The following is a 26050-nucleotide window of genomic DNA, read 5'->3' as shown; positions in this document are numbered from 1 at the left end:
GCACGCCGGCCCGACGCCTTAGCGGCGCGTGGCCGGGCCGTCGGCCGTGGCTCCAGCCCGGCCGCACGATTTCGGGCCGACAAACCAACGTAATTCACCGCCAGGGATTGGAGGTTCCATGCAATTCAATGATTGTCGTCAGTGGATCGAACAAGCGAACGCCATGGGCGAGCTCAAGACCCTCAAGGGGTGCAACTGGGATCTTGAGATCGGCGCCATCACCGAAATGGTCATGCGCAGGGAAGACGGCCCGGCCGTGTTGTTCGACGAGATCAAGGATTATCCGGCCGGCTACCGGGTCCTGTCCAACACGTTGACCTCACGCAAGCGCATCGGCCTGACGTTGAATCTGCCGCCCGGTGACAGCAAGATGGAGTTCGTCAACACTTGGCGGAATCACTACAAGAACATCAAGCCGGTGCCCGCGAAGGTGCTCAAGGACAGCCCCCTGTTCGAGAACGTCTTCGAGGAGGGCAACATCGACCTGTTCAAGTTCCCCACGCCTCGCTGGCACGAACGGGACGGCGGCCGCTACATCGGCACCGGCAGCATCGACATCACCTCCGACCGTGACGAGGGCTGGACCAACTGGGGTACGTATCGCGTGATGGTCCACGACTCGGACACCGTGGGTTTCTATATCTCGCCGGGCAAGCACGGCCGCATTCACCGGGACAAGTATCAACAGACCGGCGAGTCCTTCAAGATGGCCATGTCCTTCGGGCACGATCCGCTGGTGTTCCTCGGCGGCAGCATCGAGGTCCCCTACGGGGTGCCCGAGTACGACTTCCTGGGTGGAATCCGGGGCGAACCCCTGGAGGTGGTGAAGGCGCCGTATTCCGGCCTGATGGTCCCGGCCAACGCCGAGATCGTGGTGGAAGGCGACGTGCTCTTCAACGAGGACCGCGTGGAGGGCCCCTTCGGCGAGTGGACCGGTTACTACGCCAGCGCGGAGCGGAACGAGCCCATCGTCAAGATCAAGCGGCTGTACCATCGCAATGATCCCATCATCCTGGGGTCACCTCCGGGCAGGCCTCCGGCCGAGCTGGGCTGGTATCGGTCGTACCTGCGCTCCGCGCTGATCTGGGACGAGATGGAGAAGGCGGGCGTGCCGGACGTGAGGGGCGTGTGGCTGATGGTGGCCGGCGGCAGCCGCCTGGTCATGGTGGTTTCCATCAAGCAGCGTTACCCGGGACACGCGCGCCAGGCCGCGGTGGTGGCGTCACAGTGCCACGCCGGCGCCTACCTCGGCCGGTACGTCATCGTGGTGGACGACGACATCGATCCCTCCAACACGGACGACGTCATCTGGGCCATGGCCACGCGCTCGGATCCCGACGCGGACATCGACATCATCCGGCGCTGTTGGAGCGGTCCCCTGGACCCGATCGTGCATCCCACGAAGAAGGGCTTCAACTCCCGCGCCATCATCGACGCGTGCCGTCCCTACGAATGGATGGATCAGTTCCCGCCGGTGGCGGAATCGCCCCGCGAAGTGCTCGATGCCACCGAGAAGAAGTGGGGCAAGGTCCTGTTCAGCACCAACGGCACGGGCGCATAGCCCGAAATCAAGGTTTTCCGGGTTTATCGAGACGGCGGGTTCGTCACAAGGGTGACGAACTTGCCGTCTCTTTGTATGCGCAGGACGCGGAGCTGCTTCGTCATGGGGTCTTGCAGCTTTTCCAGCAGATCGCGGGAACTCCTGATGGGCGTGCCGTCCACTTGCACGACCACATCTCCACGGCGGAGCCCGAGTCTGGCGCCGGAGCTGCCGCGCTCCACGTGAGCGACCAGCGCGCCGGCGTCGACGGTCGCGGCAAACAACCTCGCCAAGTCCGGGGTAAGGTCCTGCACTTGCATACCCAGGGTCCGCGCAACCCTGTCCCGCAGTTTCGATTGCCGCCCGTCCATGCGAACGCCCTGCCGCAGGACCTCGGGTGTTGCATAAATCGGCGTGCCCGTCCGTAAAGCCACGGCGATGGCGTCGCTCGGGCGCGCGTCGAGGCGAATGCGCCGGCTGTTCCGTTTAATCGTGATCTCCGCGAAGAAGGTACTCTCGCGCAATTCCGTGATGGTCACGCGTTCCAACTCGGCTTCGAGGCCTCCCAACACCCTTTGAATCAAGTCGTGCGTATCGGGTCTGGGAAGCTTTTCTCCGGCCAGAGCGCGAGCGATGGAGTTGGCTTCGGCCTTGCCGATCCAGATGGGCAGTAGTCGCTCGCCGCCGGCCAACAGCACCACCGGCGTCCCCCGCGTCGGGTCCACGACCACTTGCCGCACCTCCATGCGGACAGGTTCCGCATGCGCGCTCCCGTTCTGAAGCGGCAGTCCCAGGAGTGCCCCGAACAGCAAAGTGCGCGTCAGCACCCTTGTGCAACGGTCGCTTCGGAAACCGCGCCGCTCGGCTGGCCAAACGCCCCGCATGCCGCGGAGCTTAGTCACCGGCGTCGCGCGGTGTCAACAACGTTCGCGAGAGTCGAGCCACCACACCACCCGGATTCCCGCTTCCGCGGGACTGACGATTCGGGGGTGTGCTTCGGATCGCTCTTCACGGACACCTTTTGCAGCATTGGGGTTAAGGGTCCACCAGGGAACGAGGGTTGTCCTTCATGGCGGTGTCGATGTCCACGCGCGGGATTCCTTCGGCCAGCAGCCCCGCGCCAAGCCGCGCCAGCCCTTCCGCCGGAGCCGCCCGGTCCACCTGGCCCACGTCCGTGGACAGGATTGTCCGCGCCGCGCCCACCTGCCGCAGGATAGCCGCGGTCTCCTCGAACGACACCAGGCCCATATCGACCAGGATGAAGCTCAACTCGACGTAGGCGCCGGCGTTGGCCAGATCGAGAAGTTCCGAGACGGCGATGGCCGGGGGATCGTAGCAGGGGTGCGTGACGATGACCTTCCGGACGCCCAGAGCGCCGGCCCGTTCCATCACATGGAACACCTCGTCCCGGCCCGCGTGGCCGGTGGCGAGCACCAGGTCGTGGTCGGCGGCGATGCGCAGGATCTCGTCCAGTGGCCGCCGGAGCCCGGCGGCGAGCACGTTGATGGGCTCTACCTCGGCCAGCGGCCGGGCCAAGGGGGAGACCGTGCCGCCGCACCACTCGGGCGGGATGTCGTATTGCTCGCCTTCGTGATGCCGTGCGGTGAGATGCGCGGCGGCGTGGACCGTAGGCAGCCACACGACCTTGAGGTAGGGTTCGCCGTCGGCCGATGGTCCCAACGCGCCGCGCACGGCCGCGGGATTGATGCCGCCGACATAGTGGTTCAACACGACCGAGCCGTGAAGGCGGACGCCAGTTGCGTCATGCGCCATCTGTGCCCAGCTCGAGGTTGGGGCCATGTGCGACTTCAGCACGACGCCGCCGAGTCCCGTCTCCGCCACATGCCGGGCCAGCGAAATCGCGTCGAAACGCCGCGGAATCCCCTCGGGGCCGCAGTGCACGTGCAGGTCGACCGCGCCGGTGACGTCGAACGCTTCGGGGGTGCTTTTCGAGGTGCTCACGTCAATCCGTCGCTATGGGCAATGGAACGCCGCCGCCATCCTGAATGCGTCAGTCCAGCTTCTCGGGCTGTGTCAAACCCCCATCCGGGATAGGCAACGACCCCTGAATCGTCATTCCCGCGAAAGCTTGCCCTCGACCCCGATCGGGGGCGGGAATCCAGGAGGGGGGTGTTTGTGGCGAGTCTCCCTTCATGTGCCGCAGACGTCCATGGCCGTGTTCGCCAGCACCTCGGCGCACGTCACCATCTCGCTGATGAAGATGTAGCTGCCGTCGGGGCCGGGGTCGAGGAAGCCGCCGCCGGGTCCGTAGTGGAGGCAGGGGATGCCGTGCTTCCAGAGCCAGCAACTGTCGCCCGCGGAGTAGGACATGGGCAGGTGGGCGCCGATGAGCCCGGGCGGCGCACCCGTGACCTTCTCGTGGTTTCGCGCCACCGCCTGGACGATGGCCGCGTCCGGCGGCACGTCCAGCGGGTCCATCACCAGGCGCCGGCAGCCCTTGAAGAAGGGTGGCGGTGGGATCTCGATGGCGTAGTCGAAGTCCGGGTCGGCGTCCGTCAGAGGATCTAGCGCGCGTCTCACGTCGGCGATGACCGAGTCCGCCGTCTGCCCGGGCACGAAGTGTACGTCCACGATGACGGTGCACAGGTCGGGCACGTAGGGCGGCTCCGTCAACACGTAATCTTCACCGCGCCCGCCGATGATGCTGCCGACGTTGAGGCGGGGCAGGGCGGGCAGGTCCGCCCGAGGCGTGCAGGTGAACTCCACGTGGCCCAGGGCCTCGATGACCCGTGTCATCTGCTCCACGGCGTTGACCGTCTCCTCGACCTTGCTTACGTGTCCGGTGACGCCGTAGGTATGGACGGCGAAGTGCACGATGCCGCCGTGCACGGTCACGAGATTGCCCAGGCCGAAGGGCTCCGGCAGCACCGCCATGTCGGTGCGGAAGCCGCTCTCCATGAGATGGTGAGTGCCCTCGCCGCCCTGGGTCTCGCCCACCACGCAGGCCAGCACCAAATCTCCGCACAGCTTCACGCCGCTTCGCCGCACCGCCTCGGCCGCGCCGATCATGGCGGCCACGCCGCCCTTCATGTTCTGCACCCCGTGGCCGTAGAGCCGGTCCCCCTCCACCACCGGCGTCCAGGGGTCGCGCGTGCAGCCCCGGGTGAGGGAGTTGATGTCGATGTGGCCGTTGAACATGAGGCTCGGGCCGCCGCCCGCGCCCTCGAGGATGGCGATGGTCTGGCAGCGGCCGGGCGCCACTTCCTGGAGCGTCACTTGGTAGCCGCGCTCCGAGAAGTAATCCCGCAGGAAGAGAGCCACCGGGGTCTCGTCGGGGCAGAAGCTCGGGATCTTGATCAGCTCGCCGGCGAGTCCCACGAGTTCCGTTGCGTCAACATCAATCTCAGGCTCTGTCATGGACGTGTCCGTTCCCCTGGATTCCCGCCCCCGATCGGGGTCGAGGGCAAGCTTTCGCGGGAATGACGATTCAGGGGGACCCGGTGAGGCGCATCACCAGTCCCGCCATGAGCATGGCGCCGTGGGCCAGGGCGCGCTCGTCCACGTCGAACGTGGAGGTGTGGTGTCCCGTGGGGGTGCTGCCGCCGAGCAGGAAGTAGAGGGACTTGCCGCCGTGTTCCTGGACCCGGCGCATGAAGTAGGTGGCGTCCTCGCCGCCGCCCAGGGGGCGGGCGTCGTGGACGCGGAAGTCCACGGGCGAAGACCCGGCCACCCGCGCCAGGTGGTCCTTCATCTCGCCGTCGGACTTGGCGCCGATGGTGCGGCCGGTGATCTCGCTGGTGACCTCGACCCCCTGGAGCGTGGCCGCGCCTTCGATGCAGCGCCGCGCGCCTTCCTCCATGAGCTCGCAGATCTCGTCGGTGCCGCCGCGCACTTCGTACTTCATGTGGGCCTCGGACGGCACCACGTTGGTGCCGGTGCCGGCGTTCAGCACGCCGACGTTGACGAAGGTGGCGCCCTGGCCGTTGCGCGGCAGGGCGTGGAGCGCCAAGGTGGCCTGGCACGCCGCCAGCAGCGCGTTGCGCCCCCGTTCCGGCGCGCCGCCCGCGTGGGAGGCCACGCCGCGGAAACGCGCCTCCATCTTCACGGACGAGAGGAAGTGGGTCGCCTCCAGCGCCACTTCGCCCAGCGGCAACGTCGGTCCGCCCATGTGCAGGCAGGCGAAGTAGTCCGTGTCGTCCACCACTCCGGCCTCCACCATGGGATGGGCGCCGCGGCCGCCTTCCTCCGCCGGCTGGAACAAGAGCTTCACGCGCCCGCGCCAGTCCGGGTTGGCGGCCAGCAGCTCGGCCGCGCCCAGGCCGATGGTCACGTGGGCATCGTGGCCGCAGGCGTGCATGACGTCGGGCTTGCCGGAAGCGAAGCCGCGGGCCACGGGCGGATGCGCCGGGTCGTCGGACTCGGCCACCTCGGTGGCGTCCATGTCGAAGCGCAGCGCCACGGTGGGGCCTTCGCCGCGCTCGAGGATGCCCACCGCACCCGGCACCTCGATGTCCCGCGCCAACTCACCCGCCTGGGCGCGGCTCTCCCGCACCACCGCCTCCTCGGGCCAGCCGCGCACCGCGTCCGGATGGATGCAGTCAGACCCCGTCTCCACCCGGTAGCCCAGCTCGCGCAGCCGGTGCACCACCATGCCGGTGGTGCGGAACTCGGTCCAGCCCGCCTCGGGGTGGCGGTGCAGGCTGCGCCGGATGTCGGTCAAGTCGGGGAGCTTGGACTCGGCCTGCCGCATGAGTTCCTTCAGGTATTCGTTGAGCTGTTGTGCCATAACCCACCAGTTTTATATAGTTTAGAGGCCTTCTATCCCTCCCGCGCGATCTCCACCACGCGCCTGCGTTGCTCCTGGGTGCCGAGGGGCATGAGCAGGGGCAGGTCGAGACCGCCGCGGACGAACTCGTCCAGGCGCTGGCGGCATTCGTCCGGCGTTCCGGTCACGGAATGCGCGTACACCACTTCGTCGCTGATGAGGCCCTTGGCCTCGTCCCAGGCGCGCCGGCCGACGGCGTCGGCGAGGCGGTCCTGGTCCACGGCGCCGCCCCCGAGGCGGATGTTGTCGGCGTGGTGCTTGTTGCGGAAGATGTACGCCAGAAAGGTCTTGGTGGCGTCCATGGCCTCCCGCGGGTCGTCGGATACCGAGGCCGCGATGAACCCGGCGACTTCTCCCGTGGCGTCCTTCCCGGCGCGGGCGACGCCTGCCTCCACCTCGTCCACGCAGTGCCGGATGTACGCCGGAGTGCAGCCGGCGGACAGCAGCACGCCGTCGGCCACCTCGCCGGCCAGGCGCAGCATCCCGGGCCTCACCGCCGTCATGTAGATGGGTATCTCGGTGCCGGGTGTGAGCCCCATGCTGGCGCCGTGGACGGTGAACATCTCGCCCTCGAACCGCACCGTCTCGCCCGCCAGGAGCGCGCGCAGCAGCGTCATGTACTCGCGCATGGTCCTGAGCATCCGCTCGGCCTGGATGCCGATCTCCCGGAGCGCCGTGGGGTTGGCCGTGCCCGCCGTGGCCGCCACCCGTCCCGGCGCGAACTCCTCCATGGTGGCCAGCGCCATGGCGGTGACCATGGGGTGGCGCGAGTAGGGGCTCAGGGGCGCGGGGTTGACCTTGATACGGGGAGTGCGGGCCAGGAATGCCATGGCCGATGCGATGGAGTCCCGGAAGCAGATGTGGTCGGACATCCAGATGGAGTCCATGCCGATCTCGTCGGCCAGTTGCGCCAACTCGATCATCTCCTGGATCGAGTAGAAACCGTCGAAACACAAGCCCGCGTGCATGGCCGACAGAGTAGAACAACCGAGACGGGAATGAAAGAAGACGAAAGCCCCTCTGGCGCCATTCCCGCGGAGCAGGCCGTGTCAAAACGTGGTCCGGACAAGAACCGGCGCCAAACCCCCCGATTCGTCATTCCCGCGGAAGCGGGAATCCAGGGGTGGTGAGGCGGGGGAGCGTCGCTGTAGCACCCCTCCACCGCCCCTGGATTCCCGCTTCCGCGGGAATGACGAATCGGGGGGCGTCGCCTCAGCAGTCTTGGCACAGGCTGTTCCGCGGGAATGACGAATAGTGGGGCGGCGCCTCAGCAGTCTTGACACGGCCTGTTCCGCGGGAATGACGAATCGTGGGGCGGCGTCTCAGCAGTCTTGGCACAGCCTGTTCCGCGGGAATGACGAATCGAAGGGGCTGTGCCCATCAGTTGTGACACAGCTTGGAAAGCGGGAATCCAGGGGCGGGGAGGGGCTAAATGGGCGTGTTTCGGTCTTGTTCGTACCGGTGGCTCAGGGGAATCCCGTATCGAGGATCGCCTGAAGGTCCGCGGGGCTTGTCCCTTCCAGACCCATGTCCGCCAGCGTGAGGCCTGTGTGACGGTAGTCCACGCGGTTCATCTCCGACGCGAGGGTGATGAGGGCGTCGATGACCGGCGTGTCGATGCCCAGCAGGGCGGCCAACTCGGCCATGGGCACGAGGCCGTAGCCCACGTCTTCGTGCACGTAGCGGTGGTCGTGGGTCGTGGGCGACACGATGGTCTTGTTGGGCTCGCTCTCCTGCGTGGCCTGGTAGACGTCGCCGCTGGCGAGGGCCGCGTCGGAGGTGAGGCCGGCGGCGTGGAAGATCTCCACGAAGGTGCGCGGCGGCAGCCCAAGCGCGCGCACGATGGCCAGCCGTTCCCGGTCCACCCCCTCGATCATGCGCGCCACCGAGGGCGACAGGGCCTCCCGGTAGAAAAGCATCGCGCCGCCGTGCTGCTCGATCCAGCCGGCGTTCCCCACCATGCCGGCGGGGTGCATGATGGCGTTGATGTTGGAAAGGCCGGTCTCCAGCACGTTGCGCGCGGGCACGATGTTGGCGAACACCGCGGTCATGTCCGGCAGGATCTCCGGCCCATGGGCGGCGGGGAAGGCCGCGCAGCCGAGGTTGGCGGTGCGCCGGTAGACTTCCACGCGCGCCGCGCCGGCCATGCGGCAGATGCACGTGAGGGTCACGGTCTCGCAGCAGCGAACGGGCACCCGGCATCCCGCGCGTCGCAGTTCGTGCACGAAGTGCAGGCTGCCCCCGGTCTGGCCCGGGTTCAGGTGGACGATCTGGTCCTCGGTCAGGAGGGGCGCCAGCGAGCGCGCCATGAACGCGTGGGCCACCGCCGGGGCGGCGATGGTGATCAGGTCGGCGCCGGCGACGGCCTCCTCCAGCGCCGTCGTCGTGAGCCGCGGCCGCCCGAAGCTCTCCCGGCCGCCCTCCACCAGCTCGACGCCGCCGCGCGCTAGCAAGGGTGCCAGCGTCTTCTCGGAACGGGAGTAGAGCCGCGTGTCGAACCCCCGAATGGCGAGGTCCGCCGCGGTGGCGCCCCCGCCGTTGCCCGCGCCGAGGACGGCGACCTTCGTAATGCTCATGGTGTGAATCCGACGCTTCAAACCGACATTCCCGCTCTGACGGCAATGACGGTCACGGGCTTCAATGCCATCCCAAGGACAAGGTCCCCGTCACTTGTCCAAGCGGTACCGCTCCACCTTCTCTTCGTCCAACTCCACGCCCAGCCCCGGCCCCCGCGGCACCTTGACGGCGCCGTCGACGAACGCGAAGGGCTCGGTGACGATGTCGTCCTTGTAGTAGATGCCGGCGACGCGCCCGGTGGCCTCGGCGTCGGGGGTGGTGACGGGGATCACGCAGCCCAGGTTGGCGGCGGCGGTCGAAGCGGCCAGGTGGACGTTGGCGGCGTTGCCCACGCCCATCTCCACCGAGCCGTTGACGTTGCACGGGAAACCCGCGGCCTCGGCGATGGCCGCCACCTTCTTGGCCTTGAGCAGACCGCCGGGCTTGGTGGTGTAGATGGAGATGATGTCCGCGGCCTTCTTCTCGATGATCTCCAGGACGTCCCAGGTGGTCCAGGCGCTCTCGTCGGCCATGACCGGCGTGTCCACGCGCCGGGTGACCTCGGCCATGGCGTCGAGCCCCTCCACGGGTTGCTCCATGTAGAGGATGTTGTACGGCTCCATGGCCTTGGTGGTGCGCACCGCCTCCTTCGCGGACTTGTAGCCGTTGTTGGCGTCCACCGTGAGGTTCATGTCCGCCCCGAGAGCCTCGCGTACCCGTCGCAGAAGCTCGACGTCCCGTTTGGGTTCCACGCCTCCCTTGAGCTTGATGGTCTTGATCCCTTCCTCCTGTACCCGGAGCACCTCGGCCACCGCTTCGTCCATGTCCATGAGGCCGATGCTGTGGGAGATGGGCACGGATTCACGGTAGAGCCCGCCCAGGAGCTGGTAGGCCGGTACCCCGGCCGCCTTGCCCACCACGTCGTAGAGCGCCATGTCGATGGCCGCCTTGGAATAGGGGTATCCCTTGACCGCCTGGTCCATGAGGGTGTGAAGCCACTCGATGCGGCGCGGGTCCTCGCCCACGAGGGCAGGCGCCAGGATGTCGTGGATTACGGCCGCCACCGAGGTGGGGGTCTCGCCGTAGTAGCGCATGTGGTCGCCGCCCCAATCCTTGAGCGCCGGGGCTTCGCCCAAACCGGTCAAGCCCTCGTCGGTGACGAGCTTCACCACCAGGTAGACGCCGATGGGGGTCTTGAGATTGGCCCACTGGTGTACCCGCCGCGTGGGCAGCCGGACGGGAATGGTCTCGATGTTGTGGATCTTCATCTTGGCTCCGTGGATCCGTCAGCCGATGCGTATGAGCTTGTCCGTGTCGGTGGCGTTCGACAGCAGCTCGCAGCCGTCCCGGGTCACCAGCAGCATGTCCTTGTTCTGAAGCCCCATGCGGCCGGGAATGTACACCAGCGGCTCGATGGCCACCACCATGCCTTCCTCCAGCACTTCCTCGCCGTAGCGTCCCAGGTAGGGCTCTTCGTGCAGGAACACGCCGATGCCGTGGCCCACGAAGCTGATGGGCTCCAACCCCAGTTCGTCGAACTTCTCCAGGAACCGGCGATAGACCTCCTGGGCATGGGCGCCGGGCTTGATCAGGTCCATGACCAGGTACTTGCACTCCACCAGGTTGTCCCAGATGCGCGCCTGCTCCTCGGTGGGCGCGCCCACCACCGCCGTCCGGCACACGCCGGCGTGATAGCCGTCCAGGACGCCGAAGAGCTCCATGCGGATCAGGTCGCCTTGCCGGAGCGTCCGTTCCGTGGGGCCCACGTTGGGGAACTGGCTGCGCTCGCCCGAGGCGATGATCATGAGCTTGAAGTGCTCCGCGCCGCCGGCGAAGATCCGCCCGGTCAGCTCGCCCGCCATCTCCATTTCGGTCATGCCCGGCCGCGCATTGGCCAGGGTGCCGCCGATGGCCGAGTCCGTGATCCGGCTCAGGGCGCGCAGCAGCTCGATCTCGCGCGCGGTCTTGACCTGGCGCAGCTTGCCGAAGAGCGCGTCCGCGGCCACGAAGTCGGCCTTGGGCAACAGCCCGCGCAGGGTGGCGAAGTCGCCGGCGGGGAGATACTCCATCTCCACGCCCACCCGGCCTCCGGCCAGCCCGCGCGCCTCCATGGCGGCGGCTACCTCGCGCATGGGGTCGTCGGTGAACTCCCGGTACACGCGGATGTCGTCGACGGAGGCGTGCGCCTTCACCGTGGTCTCCTCCATGTCGATGGCCACCATGGTCGTGTGTCCCGACCGGTCCACGAGGCACATGGCGTGGCGCCAGCGCATGAGGAGTTGCGAGGGCACCACGAACCCGGTAGTGTAAGCTAGGTTCTCGGGCGAAGCGGCGATAAGGGCGTCAAGACCCCGCTCCACCATGGCGGTCTGTTGTCTAACAATGATGTGTGGGTCCATGTCTTGAAGCTTCGCGGCATAGCTACTGTTGAAAGGATAGTGTACCGGTCAACACCGGGTACAGCAACTTCAGCGCCTGGTGCCCGTAAGGGCCGCGGGCACGAAGGCCTCTGTGATTCCCCGCCGCGCCTCCCTCGTGAGTTCATGTTATTGGTTCCCGCGCAAGAACGGAATAGTTGGTGTTTTGGACGGTCTCAGCAAGAGGGTAAGGTTCCTAAGAATACTTGGATACGTAGCGGGTCCGACTAAACTAAGGGACCCTAGGAGTAACAGAATGAGTCTTGATGAGGAAATAAGCGCTCGCCGCGCTGAAGTACGTAGTGATGGCTACCCCATGTCTATCGGGGAACTCATCAACCTCTACCGCGATAATGAGTTAGATATACACCCTGAGTTTCAACGATTCTTTCGATGGAGCGAAGAGCAAAAATCGCGCCTTGTAGAGTCAATCCTCTTGGGGATTCCCATCCCTTCGATCTTCGTTTCCCAAAGGGATGACGGCGTGTGGGACGTAATTGACGGGCTACAACGGCTTTCCACTATCTTCGAGTTGGTCGGCATTCTCAAAGACCAAAAGGGCGAAGAACTACCGCCATTGACTCTCAAGAAAACAAGGTATTTGCCTTCGCTGGAGGGTAAGAAGTGGGAAAATGGAACGGACGAAACGTCGTCTATTGGGACCACCAATCGCCTTGTTGTCAGACGTTCGAAGATTGATGTCAAGATAATGCTACGCGAAAGCAGCGAATCGAGTAAGTACGAGCTGTTTCAACGCCTCAACACCGGCGGTTCACCGCTCTCCGATCAAGAGGTCAGGAACGTAATCTTAATAATGGTAAATGCTGATGCTTATCGCTGGATAGAAGATTTGGCGGAAGATGAAAACTTCCAATCCTGCGTGGCATTGTCGGACAGAATGTTGAGCGAACAATTCAATCTGGAATTGGTGACGCGGTTTTTGGTTTTTCGACAGCTCGGAGAGGAGGACATCAAGCAAGTCGGCGATATCGGCGAATTTCTTACGGAGCGTATTACCCAGCTTGCGGAACCACGAAGCTTCAAGAGAATACGTAAGACTGAAGAAAAGGCGTTTCGATCAACCTTTCGGTGTCTCGCAGAATCGCTTGGGGAACATAGCTTCCGTAGATTTGACACAACACGGGATAAGTATCGCGGGGGTTTCTTGATCTCTGCCTTCGAGCCGATAGCGTTTGGGATCGGGTACCATGCGGATTCGTACCACGGAGAGACGGACTCTCTTGAGATGGGGAAAAGGGTCCGAGCCTTGTGGAGCAACCAGAAGTTTTTGGACAACAGCGGAATGGGCGTGAACACAAGGGTCCGCCTGCGGTCAAACGTCCCGCTCGGGCGTGAACTGTTCGCGGTATGACCATACGGACTCTCAGTCAACTCGTCGACGTCCTGGATAAGGACGTAGGCTGGCGAAAACGTGAGCTGACCACTGTGAAGTTCATGCTCGCCAATCGACGGGCTCACCAAACGGAAGCGTTGCTTCGGGCGGCAATATGCCTTCTCTACGCGCACTGGGAAGGATTTGTACAGACAGCTACGACGGGGTACGTGACCTTCGTGGCCAACCAGGGCTTGAGATACCGCGACTTGGCGCCGAATTTTGTGGCGCTGGCGCTGCGGCGGGAGATTGTCAAGGCCGGTCAAACAGAACGACCTACTATTCATAACGGCCTGGTTGAGAAATTGATGACAGATTCGGGAGACAGACTCGAGATTGAACCAGGGAAAGTTGTGCCAAAACAGTCTAATGTCAACCTGGATCGGCTGAGAGAAATTCTTGCTCTTTTGGGACTGGATGAAGGGGACTACCTGTCGAAAGGCGTTCTCTTGGATCGGAAACTACTAGCGAATCGAAACGAGATCGCGCATGGTGGAAGAACGGAACTACAGGCGGAGGACTATGAAGGACTGCAACTGGAGGTCGTCGAATTAGTGGAACGTTTCAACAACGACGTTCAGAATGCAGCAGCGACAGGTCGTTTTCGACGTGCAGGTTCCCAGTAGCCGCTTTCGGTGCGGTATTGCCAGAGGAAGGTGCTTTCAGGGCGGGGGGAGTCTTTGGTGCTCTCAGTGGTTGGGTTTGGATGCGTAGGGTGAGTTTGCGGTCCTACTCGCAATCGGGGTAGGGCGTGGGCGTCTACGTATGCGACGGTCTGCGAAGTGGACGCTGTCGGGATAGGTACATCTGAACTTGCGCAACCCATTCATCGGAAGGAACACGTATGCTGCTTATCAACAACCAGGAAGTCGAAGAGCTGATGGACATGAAGGCCTGTCTCGAAGCGCTGGAGACGGGTTACGAGGACCTCGCGCGCAACGATGCGGTGTACCGGCCGCGGCTCGACGTGTGGGTGCCGTGCGAGCGGCCGGACGGTTACTACCGCTGGGGTACCATGGAGGGCGCGAGCCGCACCATCGGCACGTTCGCCATCCGCATGAAGTCCGACATCGTGCACTGGCCCGGCGGCGACACCGAGGAGAAGTACTGCATGGAGCCGGGCAACTACTGCGGGCTCATCATGGTCTTCAGCATAGCCAACGGCGAGCCCCTGGCCATCATCAACGACGGGGTGCTGCAGCACATGCGCGTGGGCGGGTGCGCCGGGCTGGGCGCCAAGATGCTGGCGCGCGAGGACGCCTCGGTGGTGGGCATGTTCGGCTCGGGCGGCATGGCCGAGACCTATCTCATGGCGTTCAACGAAGTGCGGAAGCTCGACGAAGTGCGGGTCTACAGCCCCACCAAGGCCAACCGGGAGCGGTATGCGGGGAAGATGAGCGAGATGCTGGGGCTCAAGGTCACGGCCATGGACCGGCCCGAGGACGTGGTGCGCGGGGCGGACATCATTTCGGCGTGCACGGATTCCACGCGGGTGGTGTTCGACAATCCCGAGTGGCTCAAGCGCGGCGCCCATGTCACCTGCGTGCGCGCCTGCGAGATCGGCCCCCGGGTGGTGGAGGTCTGCGGCGTGTCCGTCAAGCTCGGGCGCAACACGGTGGTGACGACGGACGAGGGCATGGTGCGGCTTCACGGCAACGTGGGCTACGTGGCCGGCCAGCCCGAGGAGATCGCGCGCATCCCGAACCCGGTGCAGGACAATTATACCGGGGACTACTTCCACTACTTCATCGATGTGAAGCTCGGCCGGCAGCCGGGCCGGACGAATGACGACCAGACCACCTTCTTCATCAACGCCGGCACCCAGGGTCTCCAGTTCGCCGCCTGCGCCGGCCGCGTCTACCAGATGGCGAGAGAGAAGGGGAAGGGGCGCGAGCTGCCCACGGAGTGGTTCACACAGGACATTCGGGACTGAGGCGGGGTCCGGGGACAACCGTGCCGAGGCGGGTTTCAAGCCGGCCCGTGTCCGTGACGCGGATGGCGGTCGACAAAGGCGTCCGGCGGACCGGCGCGCCACGGGCGTGTTTCCTGATGGCGCTGTCGGCGCTTGTGCTGCTCGTCGGATGCGGCCTCCAGCAGGGAGGCCCACTGCCCGCGGCGCCGGAAGCGATCAGTGACGATCTGGAAGCGCAATCCCTCCGCCGAGCCGTGACGGAGAGCCTGCGGTTTCTTCACAAGGTGCCGCGAGAGGCGCGGTTGGGCGAGTGGCCCCGGGCGGTGACGGCCGCGGAACTGCGTTCGTCGCTGGCCGAGTTCCTCGAGATCCTGGAGCGCACGACGGAGGCGGACGGGTCCTGGCTCGACCGGGTGGCGCAACGGTTCGAGTTTCATCCCGCCCCGGCGCGGCCAGCGGGGAACGCGGTCCTGTTCACCGGCTACTACCAGCCGGTGATCGATGCGAGCACGGTGCGCACGGATGAATACCGCTACCCGGTGTACCGGGAACCCGAGGCGACGGGCGCGCGGGCCGGTACGGAGGGGTCGACGACCGCGGCCACGCACCCGTCGCGTTACGAAATCGACGTATCGGGGGTGCTCGGAGGCAAGGGTCACGAGATCGCGTGGTTGCGGGACCCGGTGGACCGGTTCTTCCTGCACATCCAGGGCTCCGGGCTCCTGCGCATGACCGACGGGCGCGAGCTGCCGCTCAACTTCGCCGCCTCCAACGGCCGGCCCTACACCAGCATCGGCAAGGTGCTGATCGACGAGGGCAAGGTGGACCGGGAGTCCATGTCCATGCAGCGCATTCGCGCCTGGCTGGCGGAGTTCCCGGAGGAGCGGGAGGCGCTGTTCGCGCGCAACGAGCGCTACATCTTCTTCCGGCTTGGGGAAGAGGGTCCGCTCGGGAGCCTCGGCGTGCCGTTGACCGCCGGGCGCTCGGTGGCCACCGATCCCGCGGTCTACCCCAAGGGCGCGTTGCTGTACGTGGAGACCCGGACCCCCGTGGTGGACGAGAGCGGTGCGCTGGCGGGCTGGCGTACGGTGCGGCGGTTCGTGGTCAACCAGGATTCGGGAGCGGCCATCCGCGGCCCGGGGCGCGCCGACCTCTACTTCGGCACCGGCGCCGCGGCCGGAGCGCGGGCAGGTTACATGCAGAGCGAGGGAAGACTTTTTCTGTTGATGAAGCGAAGATCGGCACCCCTGGGCTAGTGTGGTGTCTGGTTAATTCGCATAATAATATGCGGAGGATTTTTTGTCGTCGGCAAGGCGCGATGACGAGCAGTGGCGGGCACCACGCGAGGAAGAGCAACGCAGCCGACGGCGAAAAAGACCCGCAGGTTATGATGCGAATTAACCAGACACCACACTAGCCCCTCCGCGCCCTCGCCATCAGCCGAACATGTCCTTGGAAATGCCCGCGTACCAGCCGAGCGATTCCTTGTAGGTCGCCTTGCGCATTTCGGCGCTCTCTCCGGTCTTCGAAATGAACCCGTCGGTCTTGGCGATCTTTTCGTCGGTGGCCTGGTAGGAGGCGCCGACCTTGACTCCGTCATCGGTTGCGATGAGCGACCAGCAGGTGTTGGAGAAGCGCGCCGGAAACACCTTCGAGCTGGTCAGCGCCCCGCGCACCGCCATGGCGCACACCTTGGCCTGGCTGTTGGCGGAGAACCCGGACTTGGGCATATCCCCCTGCTGCGACGAGTCGCCGAGCACGTGGATGTTCTCATCCGCCCGGCTTTGCATGGTGTGGGGCACTACCGGAGCCCACCCGGCCTTGTTCGTGAGCCCCGCCACCGCGGCGATGCGTCCCGCCTGCTGCGCCGGAATGACGTTGCAGACGTCCACCTTGGTCACCTCGCCGTCGATCACCACCTCCATGGAGCCGGGGCGCACTTCGACCTTGTCGCCGCCGAAGTCCGGGCCCACCCGCTCGACCATACCGGGGTAGTGGCGCTGCCAGCCTTCCTCGAAGAGCCCTTGCTTGGAGAACTTCGCCTTCGGGTCGACGATCAGGATCTTCGCGGTCGGATTGGTCTGCTTCAGCGTGTGGGCCACCATCGAGATCCGTTCGTACGGTCCCGGCGGGCAACGGAACGGGTTCGGCGGCGCTACCATGCAGTAGACACCGCCCTTCCGCATGGCCGCGACCTGCGCCTTGAGGACTTCGGTTTGCGAGCCTGCCTTGTAGGCATGCGGCATCCGGTTCTGCTGCGACAGGTCCCAGCCGCGCACCGAACCCGGGCGGAAGTCAATGCCCGGAGACAGCACCAGCCGGTCGTAGGCAAGGCTGCCGCCGCCGGCGAGCCCTACGGTTTTCTTGTCCCGGTCGATGGAGACGGCCCAGTCGTGGACGACGTTGATGCCGTAGGCGGCGGCCAGGGTTCCGTAGCCGTGCCCGATGGACGCGAACTCACGGAAGCCGCCGAGGTAGAGGTTCGAGAAAAAGCACGTGTAATAGCGCCGGGTGGGCTCCACCAGGGTCACGTCGACGGCCCCTTTCGAATCCTTGGCGATGTAACGCGCGGCCGTGGCGCCGCCGGCGCCGCCGCCGATCACCACCACCCGCGGGCGTTTTTGCCCGAGGATGGGAGTCGCCCACAGCGCCGTCGATGCCGCCACCGTCGTTGTCAGGAAGCGGCGCCGGGTCATTCCGCGGTCTTCGTTGCTTTTCTTCATCTGGGTCTCCCCTTCTCACGGACCGGCGAGCGGTCTGCCAAAATACACGGCGAGCGAGGCAATCTCTTCGTTCGACAAACGCTTGGCGATGGTCTGCATGGCCTGGTGCCGCCGTTTGCCGCGTTTGTAGGCTTGTAGGGTTATCACGAAGTCATCGACGGGCCAACCGACAATGGAAGGTATGCCCTCATCGGCCCCGTCGGGCCGGTGGCAGGTGGTGCACTCGCTCGCCAGATAGGCGCCGTATTCGGGATCTCCCGCGGCATCGAGGACCCGCGGGTCGAGGCCGAATTCGTCAATCGTCATGGTCGGTTCCGCCACCGGAAGCCCGGTCCGGGACCCCGAAAGGGTGCGCAGCCACGCCAGCAGGTCCATCCGGTCGCGGGACGCCGCCATGCCCTCATAGCTCATGCGCGAACGCGGCACCATCTTCCGGGGGTTGGTCAGAAAGGCGTCCAGCGTCGCCTTGGTCCAGACCAGCCCGGCTTCTCCGGCTTTTCTCATGGCCGAAGAGTAGCGGAAATCCGAGAGCGAGCCGGCGCGGCGGTCGAATATGTCGTTGAGGTGCGGGCCGATGCGGTGCTTCGCGCCGCGGCCGGCCTGATGGCAGCGCTTGCACTCCTGGTAGAGCGCGTTGCCCCGTTGCGGGTCCGCGCCGCGGGCTCCGGTGGCGACAAGAAGGGCGAGAAGTCCGAACGCAAGTACCGCGAAACCTTCGGACCTGGTCAAGCGTGTCATCCGGTGTCGGGCTTCGGCAACGTCACGGCTTGACCTCGATCCGCCTGCTGAGGCGGTATGTCGAGCCGTCGTCATCCAGCCATTCGAATTCCATCTCGCCCGACTCCCGGACAGCCATCTCGAAACTGAAGTACGGGTCGGCGGATACCGCCCGCTCGAGGTCCACGGAGATCGTCTCCTCCCCGTTGTAGCGCACCACGAACCGGTTGATGATCCGGCGCGGAATTCGTTTGCCGTCACGGCCGAGGCGGAGCCCGGTGTGCATGGGATGGGTAATCCGGGTCCGGACCGTGAAAGGAACGCCCACGGACACCGACTTCGGCAGTTTCACGCGCGGTCTGGGTTTCTGCATTCCTGCACCTAGCAACCGCCCGCCGTCACCTTGATCGGGCGGGAGGTCGTGCGAAACGTGCCGTCGGACATTTCCGCGACGGCGATGAGCTTCTGGCTCCGGGCCAGCCGGATGCGGGTCGACGCCGCCGGCGTGATCCACTTTCCGAAGGTAAAGACGGCCACGCCGGGACTCGGATTGCCGTCCGCGAACACGGCGATGCGCCGGGCGCCCTCGGCGGCGACCCGGATCGGCACGGCGCCGCCGTTGTCGGCGATCTCGGGCGCTTCGAGCAGGACGCCGCCCTCGGCCGGCACCGTCCCCTTGGTGAACGCCGCGATGGCGCGCGACGTCTCATTGGCCGCCCGGGCAACGCGGACGGGAAGGAAACCGGCCAAACTGGCCGCCAGCGCGGCCAGCGATGCGCCTGCCAAAGAAAGTATTTCCCTGCGTGTGGTGTTCATGTTTGGATGTTTTCGACCCGGTGCGACACGGCTTGTCGCGCCTCGCGATCCGTATTTATAGTAGACGTTGGAAAACCGCAACGAAAGAGGGTGCCCGTGAAATTCGGCTTGTTCATCATCGGAGACGACGACCCCGAGCTTCAGCTTGACCTCAAGGGCTACTACGAGAGGATGCTGGAACAGGTGCGGTGGGGAGAGTCGCTGGGATACGAGTGCTTCTGGTTCGGTGAGCACCACTTCGACTTCCACGGCGTCATCCCGTCGCCCACGGTGCTCATGTCCGCCGCCGCCACGTGTACCAGTACCATCCGCCTGGGAGTCGCCGTGGCGCTGCTGCCCTACCGGGACCCCATCCTCACGGCCGAAGAGTACGCCATGATCGACGTGCTCAGCGGCGGCCGGCTCGACTTCGGGGTGGGGCGCGGCACGCCGCCGGAGTTGGTCGGGTTCGGGGTCAAGGAGGACAACCGGGACCGGCTGGTGGAGAGCCTCGAAGTCGTGGAGATGGCTTGGTGCGAGGGGCGGGTGTCGTACCAGGGACAGTTCCATCACATCGACGACGTGTCGCTGAACGTGCAGCCGGTCCAGCGGCCGCTGCCGCCCGTGTACTTCGCCGCCCTGAGCCAGGGCTCCTACCAGGTGGCCGGCGAGCGCGGTTATCCTATCCTCGGCATCCCCTTCGCGAGCTGCAAGGACATGGCCGAAGTGAAGCGCAAGGTGGACTTCTACAAGGAGACCCTGAGCCAAAACGGCCACGACCCCGCCACGCTGGACGTGGGCCAAACCATCCATACCCACGTGGCCGAGTCCGACGCCGCCGCCCGACGCCGCGCCCGACCCGCCATGAGCCGCTACTACGAGGCGCGCAAGTCCGTACGTCCCCGCGGCTACGACGAGCTCGACGAACAGCGCATGCTCATGGTCGGCGGCCCCGCCCGTTGTATCGAGCAGATCCAGGAGATTGCCGACACCGGCGCCAACTATGTCATCTTCTCCATGAACTTCGCTGGCCTCGACCAGAAGAGCATCCTCGAATCCATGGCGATGATGGCGGAGGAGGTGCTGCCCAAGGTTGCGGCGGGCTAGCGCCGGGGGCGCGGTCGTGGCGGTACGCCCCGGGCCACGCGGCCCGATTTCGGAGTAACGCCTGTCCCTAGCGCGGCCTCCGGCACACGCCGAGGTCTTTGCAGCAGTAGACGTGTCTGATGCTGGCGGTGTACTCGCCACGCCGTACGTTGTCGCCGTGGAGGTGCCAGGTCCGGTCATCGGAATGTACCAGATCGATTTTCGCCACGACCCTGCCGAGACCGGAACAGGAGCTCTGGGCGGTTACCCAATTCTTCGGGTGTCCCAACACTGCATTGTGGTTTTTCCATTTGGCTGTCAGGCATTCGGAGTCACCATGGGGAATCCGGTGCTTCCACTCACAGGCTGCAAGGGCAGAGCCCGCCATTATCGCCGAGACGGCGAATACAGCTACAAGGATGGGCAGGGTTCGTCTCATGTTGTTCCTCCTCTTCTCTCGAGAGTCTTACGCATTCCCCCTTTTTGAATTTCCTCCTTGATTTCATTCTACACCTGTAACCGGAGCCCGGGCCGTGTCCTGGCGCGGTCTGTGGCACACGCCGAGGTCGCGGCAACAGTAGACGCCTCTGATCTTCGCGGAGTATTCGCCGCGCCGCGTGTGGTTGTCGTTGAGGTGCCAGGTCCGGTCCATTTCGCCTTTCAAGTCGATTTTCACCGCGACCCTGCCGAGATCGGAACAGGAGCTCTGGGCGGTCACCCAATTACGCGATGGTAGGGTCATTAGCGGCTTGCTGTTCTTCCATTCGGCCGACAGGCATTCGGATTCACGATGGGAAATTCGGTGTCGCCACTCGCAGGCCGCATGGGCTGCCGCCATGGTCATCGTCGCGAGAAGAAATGCCGCCGCAAGGGCAATGAGCACGCGTTTCATTCGGTTCCTCCCTCTTCGTTCATTCAGCCTCTACTTCAAGTGTACCCCCGATCTGTCGGCAAACCGGCTGTTTGCGAACAACGATGAGGGTTTCCCCGGGCATTTCCGCGCATGGCGTGCGCATTTCGCGAAAACGGCGCGCATTTCAGCGCACACGGCGGCGGCGCGTCGACCGAAGGTGAGAGTGAGAGTGGGAAGCGTGCGTCCTACCGCATCAACCCCGGCAACCAGATGGCGATGGGCGGGAACAGCATGACCAGGGCGAGGGCGATGATGTTGATCAGGACGAAGGGGATGACGCCGCGGTAGATGGCGCCGAGGGTGACGTCGGGCGGGGAGACGCCCTTGAGCACGAACAGGTTCATGCCGAAGGGCGGGGTGATGAGCGAGAGCTCGATGTTCACCATGGTGACGATGGCGAACCACAGGGGATCGAGGCCCAGGGAGCGGATCACGGGGAAGAAGATCGGCACCGTGATGAGCATGATGGAGATGGGCTCCATGAACGCCCCCATGATTAGGATCACGATCTGCATGGCGGCGATGATTATCCACGGCGAGACGGGCAACTCGGTGGCGAACGTCGAGAGGCCCATGGCGGCGCCGGAGTGAGCCAGGATCTGGCTGAAGGCGGTGGCGCTGGTGACGATGAGCAGAGCGAATCCCGAGACCTCCACGGTCCCCAGCAGGGCCTTGCGCAGGATCTCCCGCGACAGGCGCCGGTAGGCCACGGCCAGGCAGAAGGCTCCCGCCACGCCCATGGCGGCGGATTCGCTGGGGGTGGCTATACCCATGAAGATCGAGCCCAACACCACCAGCACCAGCACCACCAGTGGCAGGAAGTACAAGAGCGCATTCAGACGCTCGCTCCAGGATACCTTCTCCAGCTCCACGGCCGGCGCCAGATCCGGCCGGACAGAGCAGATGATGACGATGTAGCCGAACAGCAGCGTCGCCAGCAGCAGTCCCGGCAGGATCCCGCCGATCAGGAGATCCCCCACCGAGAGCTGGCTGATGCCGCCGAAGATAACCATCAGCGCGCTGGGCGGGATCAGCACCGCGAGCCCCCCGGAGGTGGCGAGGGTGCCCACGGCCAGGCCGGTGTCGTAGCCCTGCTTGCGCATCTCCGGCACCAGGATCGTGCCCAGGGTGGCCGAGCTGGCCATGCTGGAGCCGCTGCCGGCGCCGAACGCCGTGCCCGCGAGCACGGCCAGAACGGCGAGGCGGCCGGGCACCCGGCCCAGCCACTTGCCGATGGAGGTGATGGCGAGGGCGGCCAGCCCCGAGTGGAGCACCAGTTCGCCCATCAACACGAACAGCGGTAGGGCGATGAACGCGAAGGTGCCGATGCTCGTGAAGCTGCTGAGGGCGATGGCCTGGACCGCGCCCGGGCCCACCAACACGTAAAGGAACCCGAGGTTCAGCACGCCGAACGCGAACGCGATCGGGATGCCCGACGCCATGAGCACGATCAGGGCGCCGAACATGATGACCAGAACGATCCACCACTCGAGGAAGATCAGAGGCCTCCCTTCTCGGGAGTCGTCGCGGGGTGCGCGTGCGATCCAGTGAGGATTCGGACTACAAAGGCGAGACCCAGCCACGCGGCCCCGATGGGGATGATCACCAGCACCGGGAACTTCGGCAGGTTGAGCGCGGTGGAGAACCGGTAGCCGTTCTCGAACGCGTGCCACGCCACCACCCAGCCCTGCCACGCGAGCACAACGCAGTAGATGAGCCCCAGGAAGTCGGTGACGATGCGCAGGCTGCCTTGCGATGCCGGCGTGAGTCGAGCGGTGACGATTTCCACCTTCACGTGGTGGTCGTTCATGAGGATCCAGGCGGACGGAACGAAGCAGAGGTACACCAGCAGGTATTCGTTGATGTCGAGGACCCAGATGGTGGGCGCGGCGAAGAGCATGCGGGCGAGCACGTCGTAGAGAACGGTCACCGCCATGACCACGACGAACGAAGCGGAGACGTAGCCCAGCACGCGGTTCGTCCGGTCGAATGCGCGGTTCAGCGTATTCAGCATGGAGGGGGTGGAGGAGGCGGCCCCCGGGTGCCCTGCCATGCAGGCCGGCGGCCGCCGAGAATCAGGTCCGGAGGGCCCGGATCAGTTGTAAGGCGCCAGGGCCTTCTGGATCTGCGCGCCGTACTTGGGCGATTGCTTGAGCAGCTCGGGCCAGTAGGCGTTGCGGGCGTCGGACAGCCGCTTCTTGGCGGCGTCGTCCACCTCGATGACCTTCATGCCGTTTTTCTCAAGCCTCTTGATCGCGGCATTATCGTTGGTCTGGAAGTACTTGAGGATCCCGGGTTCCATGTCGATGATGGTCCCCTCCAGCACCTTCTTCACGTTGTCCGCCAGCTTGTCCCATGCCCGCGTCGGCATGTAGACGCCGCCCGGCGCGAACTGGATAGGGGTGGCGATCATGGCCTTGTAGACCTTGTGTTCGCCGAAGCTCCAGGCGTCGTTGGGCGCGCGGTAGGCGCCGTCCACCACGCCGCGCTGCAACGCCGTGTACAGCTCGTTGGCCGGGAGGGTCTGGGGCGAGCCGCCGAGGGCCTGGATGGCGGCGGCGTCCTGGGCGCCCGAGGCCCGGATCCGCTTGCCCTTGATGCCGTCGAGGTCCTTGACGGGCTTGGCCATGAGGAAGCGGAAGCCGGTTCCGGCGACGGTGATGCCCAAGAAGCGCATTTCCGACTTTTCCCGGTAGGCCTTGTTGATGATCTCCATGGCGCCGCTCTTGCGCAGGGCCTCCAGGTACTTCTCCAGGCTGTCGGGAGCGATCAGGCTCATGGCCGCGGCTTCGACGGTCTCACCCACGTAGTACGCGGGCGCGGAGTTGGTCATGTCGGCGATGCCGGTGCGCAGGGCCTGGAACTGCTCGAACGCGGATGCCACCTCGTTGCCGCCCAGGAGCCGGATCTGCACCACGCCCTTGCCCCGCTTGTTCACTTCCTTGATGTAGTTCTTGTACCAAGTGTTGCCGTCGATGCTCAGGGGCCAGGCCGAGATGGCGCGGATCACCACCTCCTTGGCGTCGGCCGGCGCGGCGGCGGTGAGGGTCCACAGGGGGACGGCGAGCAAGAGTGCGAGCAGGGAGACTCTTACAAAAGGTTTCGTACGCATGGGTTACCTCCGGTCGTACTAAGGGGAACGCAATCCCCGGACAAGGATGCTCAGACGGCCTCGTAGGGATAGCGCTTCACCTTCGCCATGTTCTTGCCCTCGATGCGGATCAGCTTGGTGGTATCCGCGCGCCAGGGCGAGTGAAGGTCTCCTTCGTTGTACAGATGGGCCATGCCCGGTTTGAGGGTGTAGGTGCGTAGCTTGCGGGCCTTGCCCTTCTTGCCTTCGTCCGCGGGCTCGACCTTCTCCCAGTCGGTCATCTCGGTCTCGCCCGAGGCCTGGCCATAGATGGCCCAGGCCGGACCGTGGTCGTGGGGATTGCTCCCCTTGGAGCCCTTGTTGTGGTGGGCCAGGATGCAGAACCCGAGCTCGGAATCCTCGTAGATCACCTTCCGCTCCGGTTGATCCTCTTCGACGTGCTGGGCGATGAATTCCTCGTCCTGGCATATCTCCTCGACCAGTGAAACGACTTTCTGGCGTCCTTCCGGGCCGGGCTCCGCCTTGAGGATGCGGTGACAGTCAGCGGCGAACTGCTCTAACGTGTGGCTCATGATTCAACTCCTTCGGAAACAAAGTTTGGGTCCGCCGCGGAACACGGGAACCCGAATATTGGAATCCTTCTACGCCTTCCGCCGCGAGGGTGTCAAGCCGGTTCAGACGGCGCGTTGGCGTAATCTTCGCCCCGTCATCCCGGGCTTGCACCGGGATCCGGGAGTGACGGGGAAGGGGCCGTGCCGCAACCCTCGCTACTCCGCCCACCCGACGATGGGGGTGAACAGGCTCTCCAGCGGCGGCCTGGGTTCCGCCACGAACCCCTGCTCCACCAGATACTGCATGAACGTGTCCAGGGCGGCGCGGTTGGCTTCCACACCGTACGGGTACGGGTCACCGCCGAACAGCTCGCGGATTTCATCCAACTCGGCGTTCAGCCACGGAACCATGTACGCCATGGCACCCGTAAAGCTCATGTGGTCCAGCGCCCACGCCTTGGCCGCCTGGAAGGCCTTGAACATGCTCTCGGCGATCCACGGGTGCTCCACGTGGAGCTGCTCCCGCATGACAATGGTGTGCATGATGGGGAAGATGCCCGTCTCACGGAAGTACTCCCGTTCGGTCTGCCGGTAGTCGCGGAACAGCCTGCCGATGCCAGGATGCCTGCCCACGGCGTCGGGTTGCCGGGCGCCGAGATAGGCGACGATGTCGCCCTCCACCAGCAGATCGTTGATGGACTTCCCGGGCGGCGCCGGCTCGATGTCCACGGCGCCGGCGGGCCGCAGGTCCATCTCGTCATCCGGCGGCCGCGGCGTGTTGACGCCACCCTCCACCCAGCGGATGGTGGAGAGGTTCACGCCGTGCCGGTGTTGCAGGATGCCGCGGATCAAAACGGCCGCCGTCTGGCCGTACTCCTGGACGCCGACGCGCTTGCCGTTGAGATCGGCGGGTTCGGCGATGCCATGATCCCGGTTCACGTAGACGTAGGCATGGCGGAAGAGACGCGACGGGAACACCGGTAACGCGATGAAGGGGAACGACCCCCGCGAGCGCCGGGTCAGGTAGGTGGACAGCGACATCTCGCACAGGTCGAAGGCCTCGGTCTTCATCATGCGGGTGAAAATCTCCGGCGGTGACTGGATCTGCAGGCAGGTGACGTCGATGCCTTCAGGCCGGACGACGCCTTTCGCAATGGCTTCCACCCGGTCGTACGGGCCGGTGGCCAGAGTCAGTGAGAGATTTCCCAACGTAGTTTCCTCCGTGTTAGGGTTCAGTACGGACCCATACGGGCCGGGAAGCGGCGGCGCTCGAAGCCCGTCGCCGCATGGGACGGGGATCGATGGACGTTTACGGATCGTCGCGCGGGGCGCCCGATCATTCGGATATCGTGAGCCGGCTGGGCCGCGAGCAGCGGCGCGGCCTGCTGCAGCGCTCCAATCTCAAGGGCCTTCTCCACCTTGCCGGCCACCTGGCGGCGCTCGGGGTCACCGGGAGCCTCATTCTGCTGGAGGTGCCCGGCTGGCCGGTCCTGCTGCCGCTCCACGGCATCCTGCTGGTGTTCCTGTTCTGCCTGCAGCACGAGGCGGTGCACAAGACGCCGTTCCGTGG

Annotated in this window: 25 protein-coding genes; 7 read left to right on the top strand and 18 right to left on the bottom strand. The window is 65.2% G+C overall.

Features of this window, described 5'->3' with window-relative positions:
• Window positions 1-118 precede the first annotated feature (118 nt).
• On the top strand, window positions 119-1561 hold the full coding sequence (locus OXF11_12210; protein MCY4487858.1) for a UbiD family decarboxylase: 1443 nt from the start codon (window positions 119-121) through the stop codon (window positions 1559-1561).
• A 23-nt stretch (window positions 1562-1584) separates the two neighbouring features.
• Here OXF11_12210 and OXF11_12205 read toward each other — a convergent pair whose 3' ends face one another.
• From OXF11_12205 to OXF11_12170, 8 genes are all read right to left on the bottom strand, one after another.
• Complete coding sequence (locus tag OXF11_12205) at window positions 1585-2286, bottom strand: DUF151 domain-containing protein (protein ID MCY4487857.1); 702 nt, start codon at window positions 2284-2286, stop codon at window positions 1585-1587.
• A gap of 289 nt (window positions 2287-2575) precedes the next feature.
• Window positions 2576-3502, bottom strand: coding sequence for a DUF6282 family protein (locus tag OXF11_12200; GenBank protein MCY4487856.1), 927 nt, complete (start codon window positions 3500-3502; stop codon window positions 2576-2578).
• A 189-nt stretch (window positions 3503-3691) separates the two neighbouring features.
• Entirely contained in the window at window positions 3692-4918 is a 1227-nt protein-coding gene (locus tag OXF11_12195; protein MCY4487855.1) for a M20/M25/M40 family metallo-hydrolase, read from the bottom strand.
• Window positions 4919-4988: 70 nt separating this feature from the next.
• Complete coding sequence (locus OXF11_12190; protein MCY4487854.1) at window positions 4989-6287, bottom strand: amidohydrolase; 1299 nt, start codon at window positions 6285-6287, stop codon at window positions 4989-4991.
• Window positions 6288-6319: 32 nt separating this feature from the next.
• Window positions 6320-7282 carry an LLM class flavin-dependent oxidoreductase gene (locus OXF11_12185; GenBank protein ID MCY4487853.1) on the bottom strand — a complete coding sequence of 321 codons (963 nt, stop codon included), beginning with the start codon at window positions 7280-7282 and terminating at the stop codon, window positions 6320-6322.
• A gap of 510 nt (window positions 7283-7792) precedes the next feature.
• Window positions 7793-8902, bottom strand: a complete 1110-nt coding sequence (locus OXF11_12180) for an NAD/NADP octopine/nopaline dehydrogenase family protein (GenBank protein MCY4487852.1) — start codon at window positions 8900-8902, stop codon at window positions 7793-7795.
• Window positions 8903-8992: 90 nt separating this feature from the next.
• On the bottom strand, window positions 8993-10150 hold the full coding sequence (locus tag OXF11_12175) for a mandelate racemase (GenBank protein ID MCY4487851.1): 1158 nt from the start codon (window positions 10148-10150) through the stop codon (window positions 8993-8995).
• 18 nt (window positions 10151-10168) lie between these two features.
• Complete coding sequence (locus OXF11_12170; GenBank protein ID MCY4487850.1) at window positions 10169-11281, bottom strand: Xaa-Pro peptidase family protein; 1113 nt, start codon at window positions 11279-11281, stop codon at window positions 10169-10171.
• Window positions 11282-11555: 274 nt separating this feature from the next.
• On the opposite strand from OXF11_12170, the gene OXF11_12165 reads away from it, so the two are divergent.
• From OXF11_12165 to OXF11_12150, 4 genes are all read left to right on the top strand, one after another.
• Window positions 11556-12671 (top strand): DUF262 domain-containing protein, encoded by a 1116-nt coding sequence (locus OXF11_12165; protein MCY4487849.1) that lies wholly within the window; start codon window positions 11556-11558, stop codon window positions 12669-12671.
• The gene (locus OXF11_12160; protein ID MCY4487848.1) at window positions 12668-13318 is read left to right on the top strand and encodes an MAE_28990/MAE_18760 family HEPN-like nuclease; all 651 of its coding nucleotides are present in this window, start codon (window positions 12668-12670) and stop codon (window positions 13316-13318) included. Before OXF11_12165 ends, OXF11_12160 begins: the two co-directional genes overlap by 4 nt.
• Before the next feature lie 218 nt (window positions 13319-13536).
• Window positions 13537-14625 (top strand): ornithine cyclodeaminase family protein, encoded by a 1089-nt coding sequence (locus OXF11_12155; GenBank protein MCY4487847.1) that lies wholly within the window; start codon window positions 13537-13539, stop codon window positions 14623-14625.
• A gap of 62 nt (window positions 14626-14687) precedes the next feature.
• On the top strand, window positions 14688-15860 hold the full coding sequence (locus tag OXF11_12150; protein MCY4487846.1) for an MltA domain-containing protein: 1173 nt from the start codon (window positions 14688-14690) through the stop codon (window positions 15858-15860).
• Between the two features lie 180 nt (window positions 15861-16040).
• On the opposite strand, the gene OXF11_12145 is transcribed toward OXF11_12150, so the two are convergent.
• The 4 genes from OXF11_12145 to OXF11_12130 are packed head-to-tail and all read right to left on the bottom strand — an operon-like array spanning window position 16041 to window position 18860.
• Entirely contained in the window at window positions 16041-17327 is a 1287-nt protein-coding gene (locus OXF11_12145) for an NAD(P)/FAD-dependent oxidoreductase (GenBank protein ID MCY4487845.1), read from the bottom strand.
• Window positions 17328-17342: 15 nt separating this feature from the next.
• Window positions 17343-18065: a c-type cytochrome gene (locus tag OXF11_12140; GenBank protein MCY4487844.1), complete on the bottom strand. Its 723-nt coding sequence runs from the start codon at window positions 18063-18065 to the stop codon at window positions 17343-17345.
• 22 nt (window positions 18066-18087) lie between these two features.
• Window positions 18088-18417, bottom strand: coding sequence for a thiosulfate oxidation carrier complex protein SoxZ (gene soxZ, locus OXF11_12135; protein ID MCY4487843.1), 330 nt, complete (start codon window positions 18415-18417; stop codon window positions 18088-18090).
• Window positions 18418-18425: 8 nt separating this feature from the next.
• Entirely contained in the window at window positions 18426-18860 is a 435-nt protein-coding gene (locus tag OXF11_12130) for a thiosulfate oxidation carrier protein SoxY (GenBank protein ID MCY4487842.1), read from the bottom strand.
• 96 nt (window positions 18861-18956) lie between these two features.
• On the opposite strand from OXF11_12130, the gene OXF11_12125 reads away from it, so the two are divergent.
• A complete protein-coding gene (locus OXF11_12125; protein ID MCY4487841.1) occupies window positions 18957-19946 on the top strand; it encodes an LLM class flavin-dependent oxidoreductase in 990 nt (329 codons plus the stop codon).
• Between the two features lie 481 nt (window positions 19947-20427).
• On the opposite strand, the gene OXF11_12120 is transcribed toward OXF11_12125, so the two are convergent.
• From OXF11_12120 to OXF11_12095, 6 genes are all read right to left on the bottom strand, one after another.
• Window positions 20428-20817 (bottom strand): hypothetical protein, encoded by a 390-nt coding sequence (locus tag OXF11_12120; GenBank protein MCY4487840.1) that lies wholly within the window; start codon window positions 20815-20817, stop codon window positions 20428-20430.
• Between the two features lie 206 nt (window positions 20818-21023).
• A complete protein-coding gene (locus OXF11_12115; GenBank protein ID MCY4487839.1) occupies window positions 21024-22304 on the bottom strand; it encodes a TRAP transporter large permease subunit in 1281 nt (426 codons plus the stop codon).
• Between the two features lie 32 nt (window positions 22305-22336).
• A complete protein-coding gene (locus OXF11_12110; protein MCY4487838.1) occupies window positions 22337-22891 on the bottom strand; it encodes a TRAP transporter small permease in 555 nt (184 codons plus the stop codon).
• Between the two features lie 42 nt (window positions 22892-22933).
• Window positions 22934-23950, bottom strand: a complete 1017-nt coding sequence (gene dctP / locus OXF11_12105) for a TRAP transporter substrate-binding protein DctP (GenBank protein ID MCY4487837.1) — start codon at window positions 23948-23950, stop codon at window positions 22934-22936.
• Window positions 23951-24000: 50 nt separating this feature from the next.
• The gene (locus OXF11_12100) at window positions 24001-24501 is read right to left on the bottom strand and encodes a hypothetical protein (protein ID MCY4487836.1); all 501 of its coding nucleotides are present in this window, start codon (window positions 24499-24501) and stop codon (window positions 24001-24003) included.
• Window positions 24502-24696: 195 nt separating this feature from the next.
• Window positions 24697-25689 (bottom strand): ABC transporter substrate-binding protein, encoded by a 993-nt coding sequence (locus OXF11_12095; protein ID MCY4487835.1) that lies wholly within the window; start codon window positions 25687-25689, stop codon window positions 24697-24699.
• Between the two features lie 92 nt (window positions 25690-25781).
• Here OXF11_12095 and OXF11_12090 point away from each other — a divergent pair.
• Window positions 25782-26050, top strand: a 269-nt coding sequence (locus tag OXF11_12090) for a hypothetical protein (protein ID MCY4487834.1), incomplete at its 3' end; no start/stop codon positions are given.

This window comes from Deltaproteobacteria bacterium (assembly GCA_026712905.1).
In the GTDB taxonomy this organism is placed as follows: domain Bacteria; phylum Desulfobacterota; class Binatia; order UBA9968; family JAJDTQ01; genus JAJDTQ01.
This window is presented reverse-complemented; position numbering and strand designations above follow the sequence as displayed.